The organism is Pantoea stewartii subsp. stewartii (assembly GCF_008801695.1).
Lineage (GTDB): Bacteria > Pseudomonadota > Gammaproteobacteria > Enterobacterales > Enterobacteriaceae > Pantoea > Pantoea stewartii.
Map to the genome: position 1 here is coordinate 21,497 of NZ_VZPF01000034.1, position 19,458 is coordinate 40,954.

The 19,458-nt window shown below is 54.1% G+C and carries 26 protein-coding genes; all 26 read left to right on the forward strand.

The window, feature by feature from the left end; translation table 11 throughout:
- Positions 1–122 precede the first annotated feature (122 nt).
- Positions 123–572, forward strand: a complete 450-nt coding sequence (locus F7Q90_RS11815) for a hypothetical protein (RefSeq protein ID WP_151160941.1) — start codon at positions 123–125, stop codon at positions 570–572.
- Positions 553–735 carry a hypothetical protein gene (locus tag F7Q90_RS11820; RefSeq protein ID WP_151160943.1) on the forward strand — a complete coding sequence of 61 codons (183 nt, stop codon included), beginning with the start codon at positions 553–555 and terminating at the stop codon, positions 733–735. Before F7Q90_RS11815 ends, F7Q90_RS11820 begins: the two co-directional genes overlap by 20 nt.
- A 317-nt stretch (positions 736–1,052) precedes the next feature.
- Positions 1,053–1,814 (forward strand): tyrosine-type recombinase/integrase, encoded by a 762-nt coding sequence (locus tag F7Q90_RS11825; protein ID WP_170283816.1) that lies wholly within the window; start codon positions 1,053–1,055, stop codon positions 1,812–1,814.
- A 244-nt stretch (positions 1,815–2,058) separates the two neighbouring features.
- The gene (locus tag F7Q90_RS11830; protein WP_151160947.1) at positions 2,059–2,661 is read left to right on the forward strand and encodes a hypothetical protein; all 603 of its coding nucleotides are present in this window, start codon (positions 2,059–2,061) and stop codon (positions 2,659–2,661) included.
- Positions 2,662–2,868: 207 nt separating this feature from the next.
- Positions 2,869–4,485, forward strand: coding sequence for a TerL protein (locus tag F7Q90_RS11835; protein ID WP_151160949.1), 1,617 nt, complete (start codon positions 2,869–2,871; stop codon positions 4,483–4,485).
- Position 4,486: 1 nt separating this feature from the next.
- Positions 4,487–5,956, forward strand: coding sequence for a DUF1073 domain-containing protein (locus tag F7Q90_RS11840; protein WP_151160951.1), 1,470 nt, complete (start codon positions 4,487–4,489; stop codon positions 5,954–5,956).
- Between the two features lie 70 nt (positions 5,957–6,026).
- Positions 6,027–6,560: a phage head morphogenesis protein gene (locus F7Q90_RS11845; RefSeq protein WP_151161010.1), complete on the forward strand. Its 534-nt coding sequence runs from the start codon at positions 6,027–6,029 to the stop codon at positions 6,558–6,560.
- 263 nt (positions 6,561–6,823) lie between these two features.
- Positions 6,824–8,104, forward strand: a complete 1,281-nt coding sequence (locus tag F7Q90_RS11850; RefSeq protein WP_151160953.1) for a DUF2213 domain-containing protein — start codon at positions 6,824–6,826, stop codon at positions 8,102–8,104.
- A gap of 11 nt (positions 8,105–8,115) precedes the next feature.
- Positions 8,116–8,619, forward strand: coding sequence for a structural cement protein Gp24 (locus F7Q90_RS11855; RefSeq protein WP_151160955.1), 504 nt, complete (start codon positions 8,116–8,118; stop codon positions 8,617–8,619).
- Between the two features lie 10 nt (positions 8,620–8,629).
- Complete coding sequence (locus tag F7Q90_RS11860; RefSeq protein WP_151160957.1) at positions 8,630–9,577, forward strand: DUF2184 domain-containing protein; 948 nt, start codon at positions 8,630–8,632, stop codon at positions 9,575–9,577.
- 45 nt (positions 9,578–9,622) lie between these two features.
- Complete coding sequence (locus F7Q90_RS11865; RefSeq protein ID WP_151160959.1) at positions 9,623–10,021, forward strand: STY1053 family phage-associated protein; 399 nt, start codon at positions 9,623–9,625, stop codon at positions 10,019–10,021.
- The gene (locus F7Q90_RS11870; RefSeq protein ID WP_151160961.1) at positions 9,993–10,403 is read left to right on the forward strand and encodes a DUF4054 domain-containing protein; all 411 of its coding nucleotides are present in this window, start codon (positions 9,993–9,995) and stop codon (positions 10,401–10,403) included. Before F7Q90_RS11865 ends, F7Q90_RS11870 begins: the two co-directional genes overlap by 29 nt.
- Positions 10,400–10,912 (forward strand): hypothetical protein, encoded by a 513-nt coding sequence (locus tag F7Q90_RS11875; RefSeq protein WP_151160963.1) that lies wholly within the window; start codon positions 10,400–10,402, stop codon positions 10,910–10,912. Before F7Q90_RS11870 ends, F7Q90_RS11875 begins: the two co-directional genes overlap by 4 nt.
- On the forward strand, positions 10,912–11,316 hold the full coding sequence (locus F7Q90_RS11880; protein ID WP_151160965.1) for a head-tail adaptor: 405 nt from the start codon (positions 10,912–10,914) through the stop codon (positions 11,314–11,316). The genes F7Q90_RS11875 and F7Q90_RS11880 overlap by 1 nt, the downstream gene beginning before the upstream one ends.
- Positions 11,309–11,857: a phage neck terminator protein gene (locus tag F7Q90_RS11885; RefSeq protein ID WP_151160967.1), complete on the forward strand. Its 549-nt coding sequence runs from the start codon at positions 11,309–11,311 to the stop codon at positions 11,855–11,857. Before F7Q90_RS11880 ends, F7Q90_RS11885 begins: the two co-directional genes overlap by 8 nt.
- A 2-nt stretch (positions 11,858–11,859) precedes the next feature.
- Positions 11,860–13,011: a DUF3383 family protein gene (locus F7Q90_RS11890; protein WP_151160969.1), complete on the forward strand. Its 1,152-nt coding sequence runs from the start codon at positions 11,860–11,862 to the stop codon at positions 13,009–13,011.
- Between the two features lie 9 nt (positions 13,012–13,020).
- A complete protein-coding gene (locus F7Q90_RS11895; RefSeq protein WP_135494887.1) occupies positions 13,021–13,461 on the forward strand; it encodes a DUF3277 family protein in 441 nt (146 codons plus the stop codon).
- A gap of 3 nt (positions 13,462–13,464) precedes the next feature.
- Positions 13,465–13,920, forward strand: a complete 456-nt coding sequence (locus F7Q90_RS11900; protein WP_151160971.1) for a phage tail assembly chaperone — start codon at positions 13,465–13,467, stop codon at positions 13,918–13,920.
- A gap of 17 nt (positions 13,921–13,937) precedes the next feature.
- A complete protein-coding gene (locus tag F7Q90_RS27195; protein ID WP_135494931.1) occupies positions 13,938–14,114 on the forward strand; it encodes a DUF6889 family protein in 177 nt (58 codons plus the stop codon).
- Positions 14,104–16,116 (forward strand): transglycosylase SLT domain-containing protein, encoded by a 2,013-nt coding sequence (locus F7Q90_RS11910; RefSeq protein WP_151160973.1) that lies wholly within the window; start codon positions 14,104–14,106, stop codon positions 16,114–16,116. The genes F7Q90_RS27195 and F7Q90_RS11910 overlap by 11 nt, the downstream gene beginning before the upstream one ends.
- Positions 16,116–16,703: a phage baseplate protein gene (locus F7Q90_RS11915; RefSeq protein WP_151160975.1), complete on the forward strand. Its 588-nt coding sequence runs from the start codon at positions 16,116–16,118 to the stop codon at positions 16,701–16,703. The genes F7Q90_RS11910 and F7Q90_RS11915 overlap by 1 nt, the downstream gene beginning before the upstream one ends.
- Positions 16,703–17,005, forward strand: a complete 303-nt coding sequence (locus F7Q90_RS11920; protein WP_151160977.1) for a phage baseplate plug family protein — start codon at positions 16,703–16,705, stop codon at positions 17,003–17,005. The genes F7Q90_RS11915 and F7Q90_RS11920 overlap by 1 nt, the downstream gene beginning before the upstream one ends.
- A gap of 2 nt (positions 17,006–17,007) precedes the next feature.
- Entirely contained in the window at positions 17,008–18,072 is a 1,065-nt protein-coding gene (locus F7Q90_RS11925) for a hypothetical protein (protein WP_151160979.1), read from the forward strand.
- The gene (locus F7Q90_RS11930) at positions 18,072–18,404 is read left to right on the forward strand and encodes a hypothetical protein (RefSeq protein ID WP_151160981.1); all 333 of its coding nucleotides are present in this window, start codon (positions 18,072–18,074) and stop codon (positions 18,402–18,404) included. The genes F7Q90_RS11925 and F7Q90_RS11930 overlap by 1 nt, the downstream gene beginning before the upstream one ends.
- Positions 18,401–18,742, forward strand: a complete 342-nt coding sequence (locus tag F7Q90_RS11935) for a hypothetical protein (RefSeq protein WP_151160983.1) — start codon at positions 18,401–18,403, stop codon at positions 18,740–18,742. Before F7Q90_RS11930 ends, F7Q90_RS11935 begins: the two co-directional genes overlap by 4 nt.
- A 61-nt stretch (positions 18,743–18,803) precedes the next feature.
- The gene (locus tag F7Q90_RS11940) at positions 18,804–19,457 is read left to right on the forward strand and encodes a Gp138 family membrane-puncturing spike protein (RefSeq protein ID WP_151160985.1); all 654 of its coding nucleotides are present in this window, start codon (positions 18,804–18,806) and stop codon (positions 19,455–19,457) included.
- The last annotated feature ends 1 nt before the right edge of the window (position 19,458 follow it).

A 19,458-nucleotide genomic window follows, 5' to 3' on the forward strand; every position in this document is an offset into this window, starting at 1 on the left:
CGCATCGTACGCGCGCTATCAACGAGAGTCTTTCAGTAGTGAGCCTGGGGAGTGCTGCAAAGGTGGCGACCTCTCTCGGGCAGTACTTCCGTACGACAGGCTCACACCTTAAAGGAAACGCAATGAAAAAGTTTATGACAAAAGCTGTGTCGAACATCGTTTCGTACAGTCTTTTATGCCTCCTCGCTTTTGGCTCTGTCACGGGGGCAAAAGCTCTGGTCAGCATTACTGTAGCAGCTTACTGGGTGATCATTCTCCTCGGCTTGTTTGTGGGATTGCTCATTCTTGTGCTTAGTTATGCGAAAGAACTCGTAAAAGACGAAGAAGCAAAACAGAAGGTTGTCGATCTTGTCCGGGAAGCCGTAAAGCGGAAATCAACGTTTATGCGGTTTATTGACTGGATCTGCCTGGCCGCCATCGCCGTTTTACTGGCATATTCCGGCTGGGTATTTACTGGCGTCTGTTATGTGCTGATGGCGCTTATCGTGAAGTTTTGCCTCTCAATGGCCCGCGATAATGTTGCAACACTCAATGATAAAGAGGTGGGGCGAGATGGCACGATTAAATGTTGAAGTAATCCCGCCAGACAGCGAGCAGGTTAATCAGGTCTTCGACTGGATTGAGCAAAAATATGCGCGACTCCCGGTTAATCCTCGGAACATTGACGAGATGGAACGCGAGGCCGCTCGCCTCATTCGGCGGTTGATCCAGACGAAAGTCACCTACGTTAAATAATATCATTACAGAGGTCCTTCACCGAGGGGCCTCGATAATGCTTTGATTATTTTTAATACCGGAATCTGTTCAGTATGGCATCGATAAAACAATCTGCTGATGCCAATGGACAATTAAAATATTACGTTCACTGGCGGGATGAAAAATCCGGACATGGGCGTCGTCGTATTTTTAAGAATATTGATGATGCTGCATGCTATTTCTGGCAAAAACAGAATATCGAACTGGATTGTCGAACTGCCAACTGGAGCGGAATAGACCATTCATGGACTTTTCGGAAGTTAATCCTGTTTTTTCTTGGCTATCAGGCCGGGAAAATGGGAAAAAATGTTATACGACTGTCAACCTATACCAAATGCCGTCATGATCTTCTCGCAGTTGAAGGGCCAATACTGGAAAAAAACGTTCTCCATATCAGCCATCACGATATTGCAGAATCAGTCCGCTCTGGTTGCCAGCGTTGGATCCGTTCGGCATTTTTCCTGCTGATTGAAAAGCGGCTTATCACGTTTAACCCGGTGGATCGTCCGGTTCGGCGGCACCGTAGGCCGATAACCATTCCCACCAGAGAGACGGTGCGGCAACTCCTTAACACAGCACCACAGCGGGAACGCATTGCGTGCTGGCTGGGGATTTGCGGTCTGCGCCTCGGTGAAGCGCTGGCGGTGACCTACGAGGATGTTTCACCCGAGATAATCCAGATCCGGCGGCATATCGTTGACGGTGTTATCCACGAAGGGCTGAAACGCGGCGTTGAACGTCAGGTGAGAATGCCCCGTGAACTTCTGACGCTGCTGGATGAATCATTGTTCGGTACGCCTCAGCCGCTGGTATCAAACAGTTTTACCCGGGCCCCGCTGTCTATCAACTACGGCACCCAGGGCATATTGCAGAAAACGCTGTCAGCTCACGGGATTAAGAGATTTCACCATCTCCGCCATTTTGCTGTGTCTCGTCTGGCTGCCAGAGGTGTCGATATCACGCATGTTTCCCGTCTTATCGGGCATGTGAATATCAAGACCACCATTGACGTCTACGGGCATCTGTTTTGCGCGCCAGTAGACATGGATCTGGACTGAGTTATTCAGATAATGGAAATAATAGGGTGATCCACTATCTCCCCATTTCATGCGGTCTGCGGGCATCAAATCGCAGTTTTGCCAAAAAATACCATATGCCGCATTTTTACCCCCTTTGATATGCCGCACTCGGCACCAGAGAGGACAAGGCCTGCAAGCCAGAAATTGCAGCGTGATACGCCGCACTCGGATCCGGGAAATTGAGATTTGAACAAAAAATAAACACATTGACTTAGGCGGGCGTATGGCTCCTAAAAAAAGCTTCAAAAAAGCCTACGTCGGTATCGTTATGGACATGGCATTAGCCCGCAGCAAGATCAGTAACCGGATGGTTGCTCAGCGCTTAGGTGTGGATGAGACGACGATCCGCCGCTGGCGTAAAGAGAATATCGACTTCGAGCGTGCTTTTACCGAGGCTCGCGAAGTGCTGGCGGAGAAGATAAACAACGTCGCGGGAAAAAGCCTGAACGTTCGTAAGCGGAAAACCATCACCACTTCGCCTGATGGTGTGAAGACCACAGTTGAAGATGTACTACCAACGCACAATGATGTTGCCCTGTTTGCCAAATCCCTTGGGCTCGGTCGCAGCGTGTACGGGGAAGAAGATCGGCTTCGTGATGTGCTGCGTGACGTGATGAAGCATAAGGTGGCCGGGAAGTATACCGCGCTGGAGGCGGCGCAGCTGCTTGAGGCTGAGGGGATAAAAGTCCCGGAAACCTTGCTGATGGAACTGGAGACGCCGAAGCGATTCGAGCTATCTGGCCCCGGCGGTGGTGCGATTAAAACGGAGACAACAAACCTCTCTCCGCAGGAAGCTGCCGACATATATAAAAACGTCCTGGGCTGAAAATGCAAAAACAGGCGTTTCGACCATTGAAAACGCTATGCATTTTAGCCCCTGTTTTATGCACGCTTTATTCACTCGTTTTTCCCCCTCTCCGGGGGCTTAACCCGCACTTATAAACATCTCACGCATTTAACGTAATGAGTCCCCTTTTGATAGTTCGTGTAACGGTCATTATGTTAAATAGGGCCGATTTTAAGGAATTTATCTGTGCCAATCCCGTTCCCCTTCGATTTCAAAAAGCCTGATTACACACAGGTCTTCGAGTGGCGGATGGAGCGTTTGCAGCGCATTCGCCAGAACCCAGAGGTCCTTCCGGCGCTTCGGCAGTTCTACCGCGATAATCCGGCGCAGTTCATTATCGACTGGGGCATGACAACGGACCCGCGCAACCTCGACTACGGGCTCCCGGTATCCATCCCGTTTTTGCTGTTCCCGAAACAGGAAGAGTGGATCCACTGGATAATGGACCGACGCGGTAACCTGGAGAACGGTATTACCGAGAAAAGCCGTGAGATGGGGCTCAGCTGGACCTCGATCGGCATGGCCTGTTCACTTTGCCTGTTTAACCGGGAAATGGTCATTGGCTTTGGCTCCCGTAAAGAAGAGTACGTGGACAGCACCGGCAGCCCGAAAGCGCTGTTCTGGAAGGCACGAAAATTTGTTGAACTGCTGCCGGCAGAATTTCGCGGCAGCTGGAACGAGAAGAAGCACGCGCCGTATATGCGGGTTGAGTTTCCCGACAGCGGCGCAGTTATCACCGGCGAGGCTGGCGATAATATCGGTCGTGGTGACAGAACCACTATGTACTTTGTCGATGAGGCGGCTTTCCTGCCGCGTCCGTTGCTCATTGATGCTGCACTTTCCCAGACCACGCGCTGCCGTATAGACCTCTCATCGGTCAACGGCATGAACAATCCGTTCGCCCAGAAGCGACACAGCGGAAAAATCCCTGTGTTTACCTTCCATTGGCGCAGCGACCCGCGTAAGGACGATGAATGGTACAGCAAAGAATGCCTGAAGATTGATAACCCGGTCATCGTTGCCCAAGAACTGGACCTGAACTACAGCGCATCGGCAGAGGGCATCCTGATCCCTTCCGAATGGGTGCAGGCTGCCGTCGATGCGCACATCAAGTTGGGTATTCAGCCCAGCGGCCAGCGCCTCGGCGCAATGGATATTGCGGACGAAGGGAAAGACAAAAACGGCTTTTCTGCCCGCTATGGCTTCCTCCTGCAGAACGTCCACGAGTGGTCCGGCGAGGGGAGCGACATTTACGCCTCCGTCGTTAAATCGTTTGGTTTCTGTGACGACTACGGGCTGGATGAATTCCGGTTCGATGAAGATGGCCTGGGCGCTGGCGCGCGTGGCGATGCCCGCGTGATAAACGAGCACAGGCAGGCTGAGGGGCGGGCGACGATAACGGCCACGCCTTTCCGTGGTAGCGGCAGCGTGTTCGATCCTGACGATGAAGCGGTTCCCGGCGATAACGGGAAAGCGGCGCGTCTGAATAAAGATTTCTTTGCGAACGCAAAAGCGCAGAGCTGGTGGCATCTTCGCAAGCTGTTTCGTAACACCTTTCGCGCGCTGAATGGGATGGATTACAACCCTGACGAAATCATTTCGATAAGCGGCGAGATGGAGAACAAAGACCGCCTGCTGATGGAGCTTTCACAGCCCACATGGTCGAAAAATGCCGTCGGGAAGATCCTCGTCGACAAACAGCCGGACGGCACTAAATCACCGAACCTTGCGGACGCCGTAATGATTAATTACGCGCCGATGGACTCCTCTCTTGATGTTTGGGCCAAACTGGCCGGAGCGTGACATGTCCCGAAAGAAACGCCAGAACGGCGCACAAAAGCCCGTTGCGACTGCTGACGGGTACAATAATTTCAGAGCCAACCTTGGCAATAACACCAGGAACATCCAGACCGGCGGCACTTACATGCCAGGCTACATCACCCGTAACAGGGTGATGCTGGAGTTCGCCTATCGTTCGTCTTTCCTCGTTGGCGCTGGCGTTGACTCGATGGCGGACGACATGACACGCAAAGGCGTGTCGATCACCTCGAAGCTTGAGCCGGGGCAAAAGGGCAAGGTAGACACTTTCTGGGATGATCTCGCCATCTGGGATGGGCTCAACGACACCCTGAAGTGGTCACGCCTCTACGGTGGCGCGCTGATGGTGGTGCTTATTGAGGGGCAGGATATGTCCACGCCCCTGAAGCTGGACCGTATTAAAGAAGGCCAGTTTAAAGGGGTAATGACCCTTGACCGCTGGATGGTCAACCCGAGCTATTACGACCTTGTGACTGATTACGGTCCCGAGTTCGGTAAGCCGAAATTCTATAAGGTGATCACCAATCAGCAGGGTATTCCGCCCTGGAAGATTCACCACTCACGTCTGATTCGCATGGAGGGTGATTCGTTACCTTTCCAGCAGGCCCAGACGGAGAACGGCTGGGGAATGTCGGTGGTTGAGCGCATTTTCGAGCGTATTGAGGCGTTTGATACTGCGACCGTCGGCACCACACAACTGATCCACAAAGCGCACCTGCGTACCTACAGCATCGAAAAACTGAGGAATATTCTTGCCACCGGCGGCGACCTCGAAAAAGCGCTGATGAAGCATATGGACATGATCCGCGAATATCAGACCATCGAAGGCATGACCATTATGGATGCCTCCGATAAGTTCGAGACGCACAGTTATTCGTTTGCGGGTATCGCCGATGTTCTGCTGCGCTTCGCTGAACAGGTATCCGGCGCAACCGGCATCCCTCTTGTCCGTCTGTTCGGCCAGTCTCCCGCCGGGTTCAGTACTGGCGACGGTGATCTGGAGAACTACTACAGCCGCGTGAACTCATTGCAGGAGCGCCGCCTCCGTCGCCACATTCGCTGGCTGATGGATATTTCGTGGCGTTCTCTCTTCGGGCAGCCATTGCCAGACGACTTCAACTTTGAGTTTAACAAGCTCTGGGAAATGTCAGACACCGACCGCGCGACGATGGCGAATAACGTCACGACTGCACTGGCGACAGCCGTTCGTGAACTGGACATGCCACCTGCAGCAGCACTAAACGACCTCCGTAATTTGTCCGAGGTGATTGGCATCGGTGGTTCTATCACCGACGAGGATATCGAAGATGCGAAGACCCAGTGGCAGGAGGATGAACCTGAAGCCATCCCAGCGCCGCCGCTCGGAAATTCAGTACCGCAAAAGCCTGTTGGCGATAGCGAACCAAATCGGGCAAATCGTCGATGGTTCTTACGATGGTTCACAGGAAAGCGCTGACAACGTTTCAAAAATCCTGCTGGACTACGCCGAGATATTGACGCCGTGGGCTGAAATGGTGGCGACCAAAATGTTCGCCCAGGTCGAGCGGGAAGAGTGGGATCAGTGGAAATCGGTATCTGAAGAAATCGGTGCTGGTCTGCGTGATGTGGTGGGCAATACGCCCGTCGGCGCGGTGGCGCAGGACATTGTATTTCGCCAGATCCAGCTGATGAAATCCCTTCCACTTGAAGCGTCAGATCGCGTGATGGAGATTCAACAGCGTGCTCTGCAGGCGGTTGTCAGTGGTGAGCGTCCGGATCAGCTTTACGAGATGATTATGGAGTCTGGTGATGTGGCCGCCAGCCGGGCGCAGCTGATTGCTCGTACGGAGATTGGCCGCGCCACTGGCGCGCTGACACAGGCCCGCGCGCTGTCGGTCGGTTCAGAGGGTTACTGGTGGCGCATCCACGGCGCTGGCACGCGCAAATCTCATCGAGGCATGAAGGATAAATTTGTGCGCTGGGATAACCCGCCGACGCTGGATGGTATGACCGGTCACGCTGGCTGTCTGCCGAACTGCGAATGCTGGCCTGAAGTGCAGATTCCACCACCGAGAAAATGAAAAATACGGATTTGAGCAGGTATTCCATGCGAACGGCAATATCCGCGAAATGTTATGAAAATGTTGTATTTGAAAATCTCCATTTTCAGGCCCGATAACCGCGACTTTTACGGCTTAAGAGGGACATTTTAATCGAGTCCATTTTTCGCAGTACGTGTAAGAACCCTTATGTTAAATAGCCCGTTATTTTGAACATTTTTCCCATCCTACAAGGTCGCGCACTGAGCGGCCTTTTTTGTTGCCCGTAATCGAGCAGGTAACCCATGAAATATTTCTTCACCACACGCCTGGGCGAGACGCGCTATCTGCAGCCGGATGGTTCACTGCTGTGCAAAGACGTGCCAATAGCCCGAACAGGCACACAGGTTTATTTACCTGAGGAAATCGACCTTGAACCGGACGCCAGCGGTACCGTTACTGTCTGGCGCATGGAAGACGAGGTGTTTTCACCGGAGACGATGGCGAGCTTCGAAGGTGTGGCCGTCACGCTGGGGCATCCAGAGGATAGCCTGGGCAACATCGTTTTCGTTAACCCGTCCAATTTTTCTGAGCTGGCCCACGGACACATTCAGAACGTCCGGCGCGGCACCGGTGATAAATCAGATCTGCTTATTGCTGACGTGCTGATTAAGCGGCAGGAGGCAATCGACGCGGTGACCTCTGGGCTGACCGATGTCAGCTGTGGTTATGACGCGCAGTACAAGCAGCTGGCTCCCGGCAAGGGCAAGCAATATCAAATCACTGGCAATCATCTGGCCGTCGGCATTGACCGTGGGCGAGCTGGTGGCCGCTGTGCAATCGGGGATTCCACCCCATCACCCAAAGGAAGAACGATGAAACAACCAACGTTAATGCAGCGGATTTTGACAGCTATCCGCACGCGTGATGACGATGCGCTGGCGAAGCTGGTGGATGAGGCGGCTGATCTGCCGTCTGATGCTATGGGTGGTATCCCTGGCTCGACCATCAACATTAACCTCCCGTCACAGGCGACGGCGCTCCCGGAAGCGGAACGCACCACTACGGATAACACGCCGGGAACGGCAGATCCGAAGAAAGAGCAGACTGCTGATGAAGAGGCTCCTGCCTGGGCGAAAGCGCTTATTGCCCGTATCGAAACGCTGGAGAAAAAGACCGGCGATGGCGAACCAAACCCGGACAACATGACCACTGACGAAGACGCAGAAGAAGACCGAAAAGTCACAGGTGATGCAGCATTTAAGCGCAACCTGATTGCCGATGCGGAAATCATCTGCCCTGGCTTCCAGCCGAATGGCGACAAAGGCCTGAAGCGTCAGGTACTGAACCACGCCATGCGCACTGGTGATAGCCTGAAATCGTTCAATGTGAGCGACTTCAGCAAAGCGCCAAAAGCGACCGTTGACGCGGTGTTCACAGCAGCAGTAGCGCTGAACAAGGCGAAAAATCATCTGGCCCCGCTGAATAACGGTACCCGTACCACCGATGGCGCGCCAAATACCAAACACCTCTCCCCGGCTGAGCTGAACAAGATCAACGCCGACTTCTGGGCCAAACGCAAATAAGGTAAATCGACATGGCTGGTACTGCATATACAACCCGGATGCCTATTGGCATTGCCGGTGCTGTGACTCGTCCGCGTGATCTCACCATTGAACCGGTGGTCCTCGATCACACCAAACAATTCGCCTCTTATGGCCTCCCGGGCAAATACGTGAACGATCAGTTCGTTCCGCTGGAGTCCGGCGACACCATCGACAAGGTGAAAGGGATTCTGGTTCGCCCGTTCCCTATCACCTCAGCGGCTGACCTCGCCTATATCGGCGTGGAGGCTAATCAGGTCGGCGACAACCTCAAACGTGGCTACATCTGCGTGAAAGTCACCGCAGGCAACGCGACAGCGGCAAAAAAAGGGGATCCGGTGTACGTCCGCGTTGCTGGTGGCACCACACCGAGCCCTGTTGGTTCGTTTGTGCTGTCGCCGGATTCCACCGCCACAAACACGCCTCAGCTGACGAATGCAGAGGTTATGGGCCCGGGTGAAGCCGATGGCCGTATCGAAATTGCATATAACATCTGAGGAACATTGAATGTTTACTGTTGACAGAGCGACTATCGACTCCACCGGCGCGTTCCTGGTCGGTGAGCTGGAGCGCATGGATCAGACGCTGAACATGCCGCTGGTCTCCGTAAAATGGAGCCGTGACATGCCGCTGCGCAGCGATATTTCCATCGCCGATGAAGTGTCTTCCTTCACCAATACCGATTTCGCCAGCGTTGGCGGTCCTAACCCGACAGGTAAAAACTGGATGGGCAAAAAGGGGACTGCTACGCCGGGGCCAGAACTCGATATTACCCCAACCCGTAACAACCTGACCCCGTGGGCCTCCGAGGTGTCATGGACTGTTCTGGAGCTGGCTTCCGCTCAGCAGCTTGGCCGCCCGATTGACGTGCAGAAATACACGGCAATGAAAATGAAATGGAACATGGATACCGATGAGCAGGTGTATATCGGTGATGAGGTTCTGGGCGTCGCTGGCCTGCTTAACCTGCCGGATATTACTCCGCTGGCAGCAGCGGCCGCATGGAAGGCAACCACCGATCCAGATGTGATTTTGCAGGATATAAACCTGCTGCTGACCGATGTATGGGTTCGCTCTGGTTATGCCGTCTGCCCGGCAAAAATCGGTCTGGCTCCTGAGCTGTTCGGGCTGCTGACCACCAAGAAAGTATCCTCCGCCGGTAATATTTCCGTACTGGAGTACGTGAAGATTAACTGCATCGCCTATCAGGAAAACGGCGAACCGCTCGATATCGTCTCCATGAAATGGGCGTCAAAACGTGGTGCTGGTGGCTCTCACCGCATCGTGGCTTACACCCAGGACGAACAGTACGTTCGCTTCCCGATGGTGCCGCTGCTGAACACGCCGCTGGAATATCGCGGTATGCAGCAGCTGTCCGTTTATTACGGCAAGCTGGGGCAGGTGGAAGCGCCGTATTCCAATACGATCTCTTACCTGGACGTTCCGGCGTCTTAACCTGAAATCAGGCGGGGCAACCCGCCTTTTTTGTGGAGTAAAAACATGAAATACGTTGTTTCTGGTGGCGCGACGCTCAGCTTTGAAGACGGCACTAAATTTGAACTTTCCCAGGGTATTCATGACGGTTCGACCTTCCCGGCGGAAGTGAAGAAGCACTGGGCTTTCAAAGCCTACGCCAAACCGCTGGACGAGTCAGAACTGGCGAACGAGCAGAACGCCGAAGACCTCGCCGCAAGCCTGGTATTGCTGGCGCAGGAAAATAACACCCTGAAAGCGCAGCTGGTGGCCCATGAAAAGACCATCACCGACCAGGGGAACGAAATCACCAGCCTGAAAACGCAGCTGGTGGCCGCAGCCGGTAAACCTGCTGACACCACGGACAAAACCGATAAAACCGGTGGGGACGCGAAAGATGCCAAAAAACAGCAGGCTTCCAACTAACGAGCAGTTCCGCACCGACTTTCCTGAGTTTTCCGACACAACCCGTTATCCCGATCCCTCTGTAAATTTCTATCTGGGGCAGGCGGACACGCTTCTGAATCAGGACGTGCTCGGCGATCAGTTCGTCTACCTGGCTGAACTCTTCACCGCTCACTATACGGAGCTGCGTGGGAAAACACTTTCTGCGGCAAGTGCCGGCGGCGTGAACAGTAACGGTTCTGCGGGTGTTGTGTCCTCCAAATCGGTGGACAAAGTGTCGGTGAGCTACGACACCACCGGCGTTATCAACCCTGATGCCGGGTTCTGGAACAACACCGCCTACGGGCGCGAGTTCTACTGGTGGTGGTCGATGTTCGGCGCGGGGGGGAGACAACTTCTGTGAAAAGCGGACTGACAGTGACGACGGATAACTCTGTTGCGGTGCTGGAATCCCTGCGGCAGCTTTCCGGCATGGATGTGCTGGTGGGCATTCCGGCAGATAGCGCATCTCGTGAAGATGGCTCAAAGCTTAATAATGCCGAAATCGGCTACCTGCAGTCGACTGGGGCGACGATTGAAATCGACGGAACCACCGTCACGCTACCACCGCGCCCGTTTTTGGATATGGGGATCGAGAATGCGAAGCCCCGCACCACAGAGCACCTGAAAGCGGCGGCTATTGCAGCTCTGGACGGAAAACAGGATGCGGCCCTGCGTGAACTGGAAAGCGCCGGACAGATCGCGCGTGATGCGTCGAAAGCGGTTATCAGCTCAGGCGACCAACTACAGGCCCTTTCTGAGACAACCATTAAACGTCGTCGGGCATCAAAACCCCCGATTATTGATGACAAGCCCCTTTGGGCTCGTGGCTATCTGTTGCGCTCCATTAACTACATCGTGAGGTCGAAATAATGCCATTTCTCGACGTGAGCGAGGTTCTTCTCGATCCTGATTTCGCTGATGACACTCTGGTTTGCCACCGGCAGATACAGACGGTCGACAGCGATAATTTCCCGACCAATACCCCGCAGGATATCCCGTTTATCGGAGTTGTGACCGTTGACCGCTCTCTCGAAGCCAAACGCATGACTGCCGGGCAGAACATCAACGGTGCAATCCTGATCGTGACGCAGTTCCGGCTGACGCAGGGGCAGCCAGAAACGGATACCAGCCCCCAGCTGGATGCGGATGTGGTGACGTACTGTGGCCGCGAATACCGCGTAACGTTCGTTGACCCGTATACCCGCTACGGTGCCGGTTTTGTGCAGGCCCATTGTGAGTTGATGGATTTCGACGGAGGGGCACCAGTTGAGTAACGACAGCACCACGCGCGGCTACCTGACGCCAGTCGGGGAAAACCCGAAGTATGACGAGGAACTGGAGCGGGAAATCAGCCGCTGGATCCGTGGCGTTTCAGGACTGCCAGCGAAAGCGGTGTTCTCTCGCTGGACCGACCCTCAGCCGCTTATCCCGAAGAACGGTGTGACCTGGTGCGGTTTCGGCATTACCACCATTCCGCAACCGCTGAGCCAGGCGAATGTTCAGGTGTCGGAAGAAGAGTCCGAGCAGTGGACGTGGGAAAAGGTCACGGTGATTTGCAGTTTTTACGGGCCGCTAGGATCCGGAACCGCCTCCACTTTCCGGGCTGGCATTTTTGTTGAGCAAAACAACGCTGAACTGAACCGCGTCGGCCTGTCGCTACTCGACGCCGGGACTATCTACAACCTGCCCGAACTCATTAACAACCAGTGGGTGAGGCGCTACGACCTTACCGTCACCCTCAACCGGAAAAACATCCGGGCATACAACGTTAAATCCATCGTTGACGGCAACGTCGCGATTTCCACCGGAGATTAATCATGGCGAAAGGTTTGCCGTTAAACCGCGTTGCGAATACCACCGTGACGCTTTCGGCCAAAGCTGCGCAAGGGCGTAACTTCGGCTCGATGCTTATCCTGGGCAACTCAACCGTTATCCCTGTCAGCGAACGCCTGCGCGCCTATTCCGCGCCGGATGATATTGGTGATGATTTTGGGATCGACAGTGAAGAATACCAGGCCGCTATTATCTGGTTCTCTCAGCAACCACAGCCCACGCTGGTTTATGTCGGTCGCTGGGTTGATTCCCTGACCTCTGCCGAGTCTGGCACCACCGAAACGCTACTGGAAGCTGTTAACGCGCTGATGGATTACAACTCCTGGTATGGCCTGCATCTGGCAGTACCTGAGGTTGATTATCCGGATGATGCGGACATTATTCCGATCAGCGCAGCGATTGAAGCGGCCACGGTGTCACGTATCTTTGCGATCACCACGGCTGAAGAAAGTATTCTCAGTTCGTCTGACGATACCGATCTGGCGTCGAAGCTGAAAGCGGCGAAGTACAGCCGCACGTTCATTCAGTATTCGTCCACCAGCCGCTACGCGGCATTGTCTGCTTTCGCCCGCGCCTTCACTGTGGACTTCAATGGCAGCAATACCACTATCACCCTGAAGTTCAAGCAGGAGCCTGGCGTCACGTACGAAACGATTGGCACCTCTCAGGCCAACGCATTGGAGGCGAAGAACTGCAACGTGTACGTGTACTACGAGAACGATACCGCCATTCTGGAGCAGGGTGTTATGGCGAACGGCGACTTCTTCGACGAACGCCACGGCCTCGACTGGTTGCAGAACACCGTCCAGACGGCGGACTACAACACCCTCTACACCAGCACGACCAAAATCCCGCAGACCGATGCTGGTACCACTACCCGTATTGCGAACATTGAGCTGGTACTGGATCAGGCCGTTACCAACGGGTTATTCGCCCCGGGTAAATGGACAGGTGGTCCGATTGGGCAACTGAATACCGGCGACACCCTGACCAAAGGCTATTACATCTATGCACCGCGCGTGGATGACCAGCTGCAGGCGGACCGTGAAGCGCGTAAAGGCGTGCCCATTCAGGTGGCCGCAAAACTGGCCGGTGCCGTTCATTACGGCTCTGTAGCAATCACAGTCGTACGCTAAGGAGCGATAATGGCTACTTACTCTTTTATGGATGTGTCCGCATCGCTGACTGGCCCGACCGGGAAAATTGAGCTGGGCTACGGCTCGGCTAACTCTGAGGAAGGGATCACCGTTGCGATGAGCGGGCCGAAGAACACCATGACTATCGGTGCCGACGGCGAACCGATGCAGAGTCTGCATGCAGACAAGTCCGGGACGATCACCGTCAACCTGCTGAAAACGTCACCGACGAACAAAAAGCTGTCGCTGGCCTACAACGCGCAAAGCATGTCTTCCGCCACCTGGGGAAATAACGTCATCGTGATCCGTAACTCGGTGAGCGGTGATATTACAACGGCGCGCAGTGTGGCATTCCAGAAGCAGCCGGATAACGCCAACGCTAAAGACGGTAACACGATGGCGTGGGTATTTGACTGCGGCAAAATTGACCAGGTTCTCGGGGAGTTTTAACGGATGGAATTTACGATCAAAGGCCAGGATTATCGCCTGGCGAAACTCAGCGTTTTCGACCAGTTGAAGGTTACCCGCAAATTGCTGCCGGTGCTGGCCGGGATGATGGCTGATTTCGGCAGCATTCGGGCGCTGTTACCCCGCAATGTCCGGCTGGGCAATCTGGAAAATGTGGACCTCAGTCAGATGGGGCCTGTTTTTGAAAGGGTGCTGCCGCGCATCGCCGAGGAGCTTTCCGCGCTCACTGAAGAAGACACCAACGCGATTATTTACCCCTGCCTCGCGGTAGTGGCGCGCAAGCACATGAACGGCTGGACGCCGGTGTTCAGTCAGGGCGTTCTCGCATTCGATGATATCGACCTTTTCACGATGCTGCAGCTGGTGGCGCGGGTGGTCGCCGATTCGCTGGGAAATTTTTTGCCCGAACTCCCTACCAGCGAGACGGCGGACCAACCCTAAGTCTCACGCTAAACAGCCTGCCTGACGGGCTGTCATATCTCCTTGACCCGGTTGATGCCGGGTTAATACCCTTCAATGCGCTCAAAGATGGATCTGTCGATCTGTGCGATATCGCGCTGATGAATGACCACTTGGCTGTGAAAGCCGATAACCAGCGGCGTATCGATAAATGGAGAGAAGACAATGAACGCTGAGACGATTAAAGAGTTTCTTGTCTCTCTGGGCTTCAGCGTTGACGAAGCCGGGGCGCGGAAATTTAACGCCATTCTCGGCGGTGTAACGTCCAACGCGATAAAAATGGGGCTGGCGGTCGAGGGTGCGGCGCTGTCCGTGGTGGCCTATACCGCGAAGATTGCCTCTGGTCTGGATAATCTCTACTGGGCATCGCAACGCACCGGCGCGACGGTGCAGGGCATTAAGTCGATTAGCTATGCCGTTTCACAGGTAGGCGGTAGCGCGGACGCGGCGAAAAGCTCACTGGAAAGCCTAGCGCGATTCGTACGTAATAACCCGGGGGCCGAAGGCTTCCTGAATCGCCTGGGTGTTCAGACCCGTGATGCCAAAGGCAACATGCGCGATATGTCTGCCATCTTCACAGGTGTCGGCCAGAAGCTCAGCAGCATGTCGTATCCCCGGGCGAACCAATACGCGCAGATGCTGGGCATCGATGAAAATACCCTGATGGCAATGCGCCGAGGGTTAAACGGCTATCTTGGCGAATACAGCGCCATGAAAAAGGCTATGGGTTTTAATCCTGATCAGGCTGCCGTTGCGTCGAATAAATTTATGACGTCCCTCCGTTCACTCGGCGAGATGGCAAGTATGGCTAGGGATAAAATCGGCTCTAACCTTGCTAGTGGGCTGGCTGGCTCTCTGGACACCCTGCGCCGTCATATTCTGGACAATTTCCCACGCATCGAGCAGACCCTGACGAAAGCCATAAAAGGCATTCTGGCGCTCGGCGATATTATCGGGCGGCTGTTTTTCCGGCTTATTGAGGGAGCTTCCGACCTGATTAACTGGTGGGGATCGCTTGATAAATCGACGAAACAACTTATTGCCCTGTTTGGCGCGCTGACGATTGCGTTGCGTATTCTGAACAGTACTTTCTGGATGTCGCCCATAGGTCTGATAACAGGGCTGGCAGTCGCGATCGGTCTTCTGTGGGAGGACTATAAAACCTGGAAGGAAGGCGGCAACAGCCTCATTGACTGGGCTAAATGGGAACCCACCATCGAGAAGCTGAAAAAAGCTATGTCATGGATTAAGGATAAGTTTATTGGCCTGAAGGATGACATTGGCGGCTGGAAAGCAGCACTGGAAATATTTGCTGGTTACGTTGCGGGTGCATGGGTAAGCAAGGTACTCGGGGCGTTCGGCAAAATCGTCGGGCTACCGATTCCTCCGTGGCTCAAGCTGTGGGGACTATATGCCGGATACCTTGTCTCTGATAAGGAAAACATCAAAGACAGCGCTAAATCATCGTTGGACTACACCAAAGGCAACATCGGTGATGCACTCCGCTGGATGGGGTTTGATACCGATTTCGGACGCAATCCCAATACCGTGCATGGCGCTAATATTCAGTCAGATATTCCAGGCGCTGAACCGGAGCAACACGCCCAGTCAGTGAAGCGACCGCAGGCGACCGCTCAGGGTAAAGTGCTTCTTGACTGGATGGGCCCTACGCTCAACAGGCTGGAGGCTCTTTATCAACTTCCTGCAGGACTACTGAAAAGCGTTGCGATCACGGAATCGGGTGGCAATCAATTTGCAACGTCCGGAGCTGGTGCTAAGGGGCTATTTCAGTTCATGGATGGCACTGCGCGTGACATGGGGCTACGCGGGAACGATGTTTTCGACCCAGAGAAATCAGCGCAGGCTGCTGCGAAATATCTGGCTCAGTTACTGCAGGCGAATGGTGGCGACCTGAGTAAGGCGTTAGCGTCCTACAACTGGGGGATCGGGAATGTACAAAAGCACGGGATGGCCCTCATGCCTCAGGAAACCCGCAACTACATCCCTAAAGTGATGAGCAATATGCCGGGGTATGGTAGAGCGCCAGAAGTGAACCAGCAGAACACGTATCACATTTATGGTGGCGGTGACGCCCGGGCGGTTGGTAATGAAGTCGAACGCCGGCAACAGTCGTCCAATGCCCAGGTGATGCGCGGTAACCAGACTAAGGTGGGATAATGGACATTCTCTCAACTCTGTTTCACCAGCAGTCCCGGAAAATCGGAATGATTGTGCCGAGCGTCGTTGTTTCCGAAAAGCACAGCGACACGCTGGAAATCACAGAACACCCGGTGGAAGTCGGGGCCGCAGTAGCTGATCACGCCTATAAAAAACCGTCTGAAGTAACGATGGAGGTTGGTTTTGCTGGTGGTGGTTCTCTACTGGATTTTGCCAGTAATCTGACCGCTACCGGGCTGCTCGGCTTGAGTCCGCAGGAGACGTATCAGGAGATACTGAACCTGCAGGCCAGCCGTATTCCCTTCGATGTGGTGACCGGCAAGCGGCTGTATAGCAACATGTTGATCCGCGCGCTGGAGGTTACTACGGATAAGACGACCGAAAACGTTCTTTCCGCCGTCCTCACCCTGCGCGAAGTTCTCATATCCCAGACGCAGCAAATCAGCGTGGCGGATAAAACGGATATGAAAGAGGGGGTAAGCACCTCGGCGGTGCTGAATACCGGCACCAAAACCACGAAACCGCCAAATACCTCTCTACTGAAAAGTCTTAAGGATAATGCGGTTTCATTGCTGGGACTCGGCTAATGGCGATTCAGGAAATACCGCTGACGGCGGATAACCAGCAGTTCAGTATCAACATCGCAGGCGCTACCTGGCGGATCAATATCAACTGGCGCGATCTGTACTGGATTATGGACCTGCAGAACGACAGAGGGGAGTCGGTTATCTCCGGCATTCCCCTTGTCACTGGCGCTGACCTGCTGGCGCAGTATGGCTATATGAGGCTGGGCTTTAAGCTGGTGGTGGTCTGCGACGACAGCACACAGGATTATCCGACGAAAACCGACCTAGGTAGCCGCAGTCATTTACTGGTATCAACGGAGTAAGCATGTCACAGAACTGGATGAGACATTTCGAGCTGCAGCTCGTAGACGAGAACGGGCAGGGTATCGAGCTTAGCGATTTTAAAGTGACCTTCACGATCGACTGGTTCAATATCAGCAGCGCTTCCCGCGTGGGAACTTTCAAAATTTACAACCTGTCGGCTGATACGGTGAACCGCATTACCGGGCAGGAGTTTTCTAAGGTCCGACTAATTGCGGGATATGACGGCATCGCACCAGATGTGTCGGCCAGCAGCGTCGGAACGGCGCGGGAAGTTGACGCTGCGGACGTGGGCCAGAGTGATGGCCGCAACTACGGGCTGATATTCAGCGGTGAAATTCGCTACTCGGTGACCGGCAAGGACAATCCTATTGACTCTTACGTCCTGATTCAGGCGGCGGATACGGATCTAGCTTTTGCCACCAGCATAACCTCGCAGACGCTGGCAGCCGGTTACACGGTTGCTGATGTCAACCGCGCGCTGATGAAAGACTTCGAGGCCAAAGGTGCGACCGAAGGCCTGACACCAGAAATGCCCGTTACCGTATTCCCTCGGGGGCGGGTGCTGTTTGGCATGACCCGGCACCTGATGGATAACGTGGCCGGGCAATGCGGCGCAACCTGGCAGTTCGTGGACGGTCAGCGGCAGATGGTGTCGAATAACGAGTATGTTCATGATGCGATTGTGCTCAACAGTGCCACCGGACTGATCGGCATGCCACAGCAGACCATCGGTAACGGGGTGAACGTTCGCGCGCTGATTAACCCTAACATTCGGGTTAACGGGCTCATCCAGTTGGATCAGGCTTCGGTATTCCGTACCGCGCTGTCGAACAACGATATCGCGATGGCGGGCGGCCAGATCACCGACCAGAATATTGACGGCAATATCATGCTCAGCGGCACTACGGCGCAGCCTGCCAGCATCGCGACGGATGGCGTTTATATTGTGCGCGGGATTATGTACACTGGCGACACGAGGGGCCAGGCGTGGTACATGGACATGATGTGTGAAGCGCGTGGCGCGGCTGATTTGACTTCCTCCGCTGCGAGGGAAAAAGGGCTCTGATGAAACGTTTATGTTTGGCGTTAGTTTTCATGGCGACTACTCCGGTTATGGCTGCCATTCAGTGTGGTGGGTACACAATGACCGGCGAGGGAATGACCAAAATTAACGGAGAAACCGTAACATCGCAGAAAGTTAAATTTCTGGGGAAAGACGGTGACTACGCAAACATGAAAATGGACATGGGATTGATGCCAGCACGTGATGGTAACAATTACGGTTTTGAGTTCGTTAAGCGCAATGGGAAAGCGTTCCTGAACGTCCAGCTACTGCAGAACAGCATGGATGCGCCGAAAATCATCGGATCGTTTCCGTGCAAGAAGGTAAGCGAGTGAAACGATTATTTGCATTGTGGTGCATCATTAGCATTCAAGCATCAGCCGGAACGCTTGATGATTTTTTTCATCAACACCCTGCGTTAAATGACAATTTTATTATCAAGCGAGAGATAGCTGACAGAGCAACGTCCAATGCCTCGATTGATGCCGTTTCTTCTGGACATGATGTGAATTATGGCGATGAACTGATGAAAGAGCAGGGTGATAGCTATGGTGAAATAGCATTACGCCAAATTGCATCGGACTGTGGTTTTTCTTTTTCTGATAGCGGGCAATCACTTTCTGGCTTAAAGAAAGATGAATGCAGAATAGTGTTATCGGAAAACGGTAATTAGACATAGTAATTAATAGCAGACCCGCCACTCGGCGGGTTTTTTGCTTTCTGGAGCCTACCAAATGGCAGTATCTGACCAGACCCGAAGCGGCGATCTTGCCGAAACCCTCAAATCTGAGCGGGAAACCACAAAGAACCAGATCCGTGTCGCCATGCCTGGCATCGTCCAGTCGTTCGACTCGGACGCTATAACGGCGGTTGTGCAGCCTGCTATCCGGTCGGTTGAAACCGACAACGACGGGAACCGCATCACGAAAAACTACCCGTTGCTGGTGGACGTGCCGGTGGTATTTCCACGCGGCGGCGGCTGTACGCTCACCTTTCCGGTAAAAGCTGGGGATGAATGCCTGGTGATCTTTGCGGACCGCTGCATTGATTTCTGGTGGCAGAGTAGCGGAGTGCAGGAGCCCGTCGACGATAGGGTGCATGATTTATCGGATGCGTTCTGCATTGTCGGACCACAGTCGCAGGCGCAGAAAATCGGCGATATCAGCACCAGCGCCGTGGAGCTGCGTAGCGACGATGGCAGTACCAAACTCAGCCTTAATCCTTCAAGCGGGGCGATAACCGGTACCGCGCCGGGAGGCTTCGACCTGAATGGGCTGAAAATACTGCCTGACGGACGCCTGCAGTTGGTGGATGGTTCTATCGTCGATAAACACAAGCACGGTGGCGTACAGAGCGGCGGCAGCAATACCGCGCCGCTGGGAGGTTAAA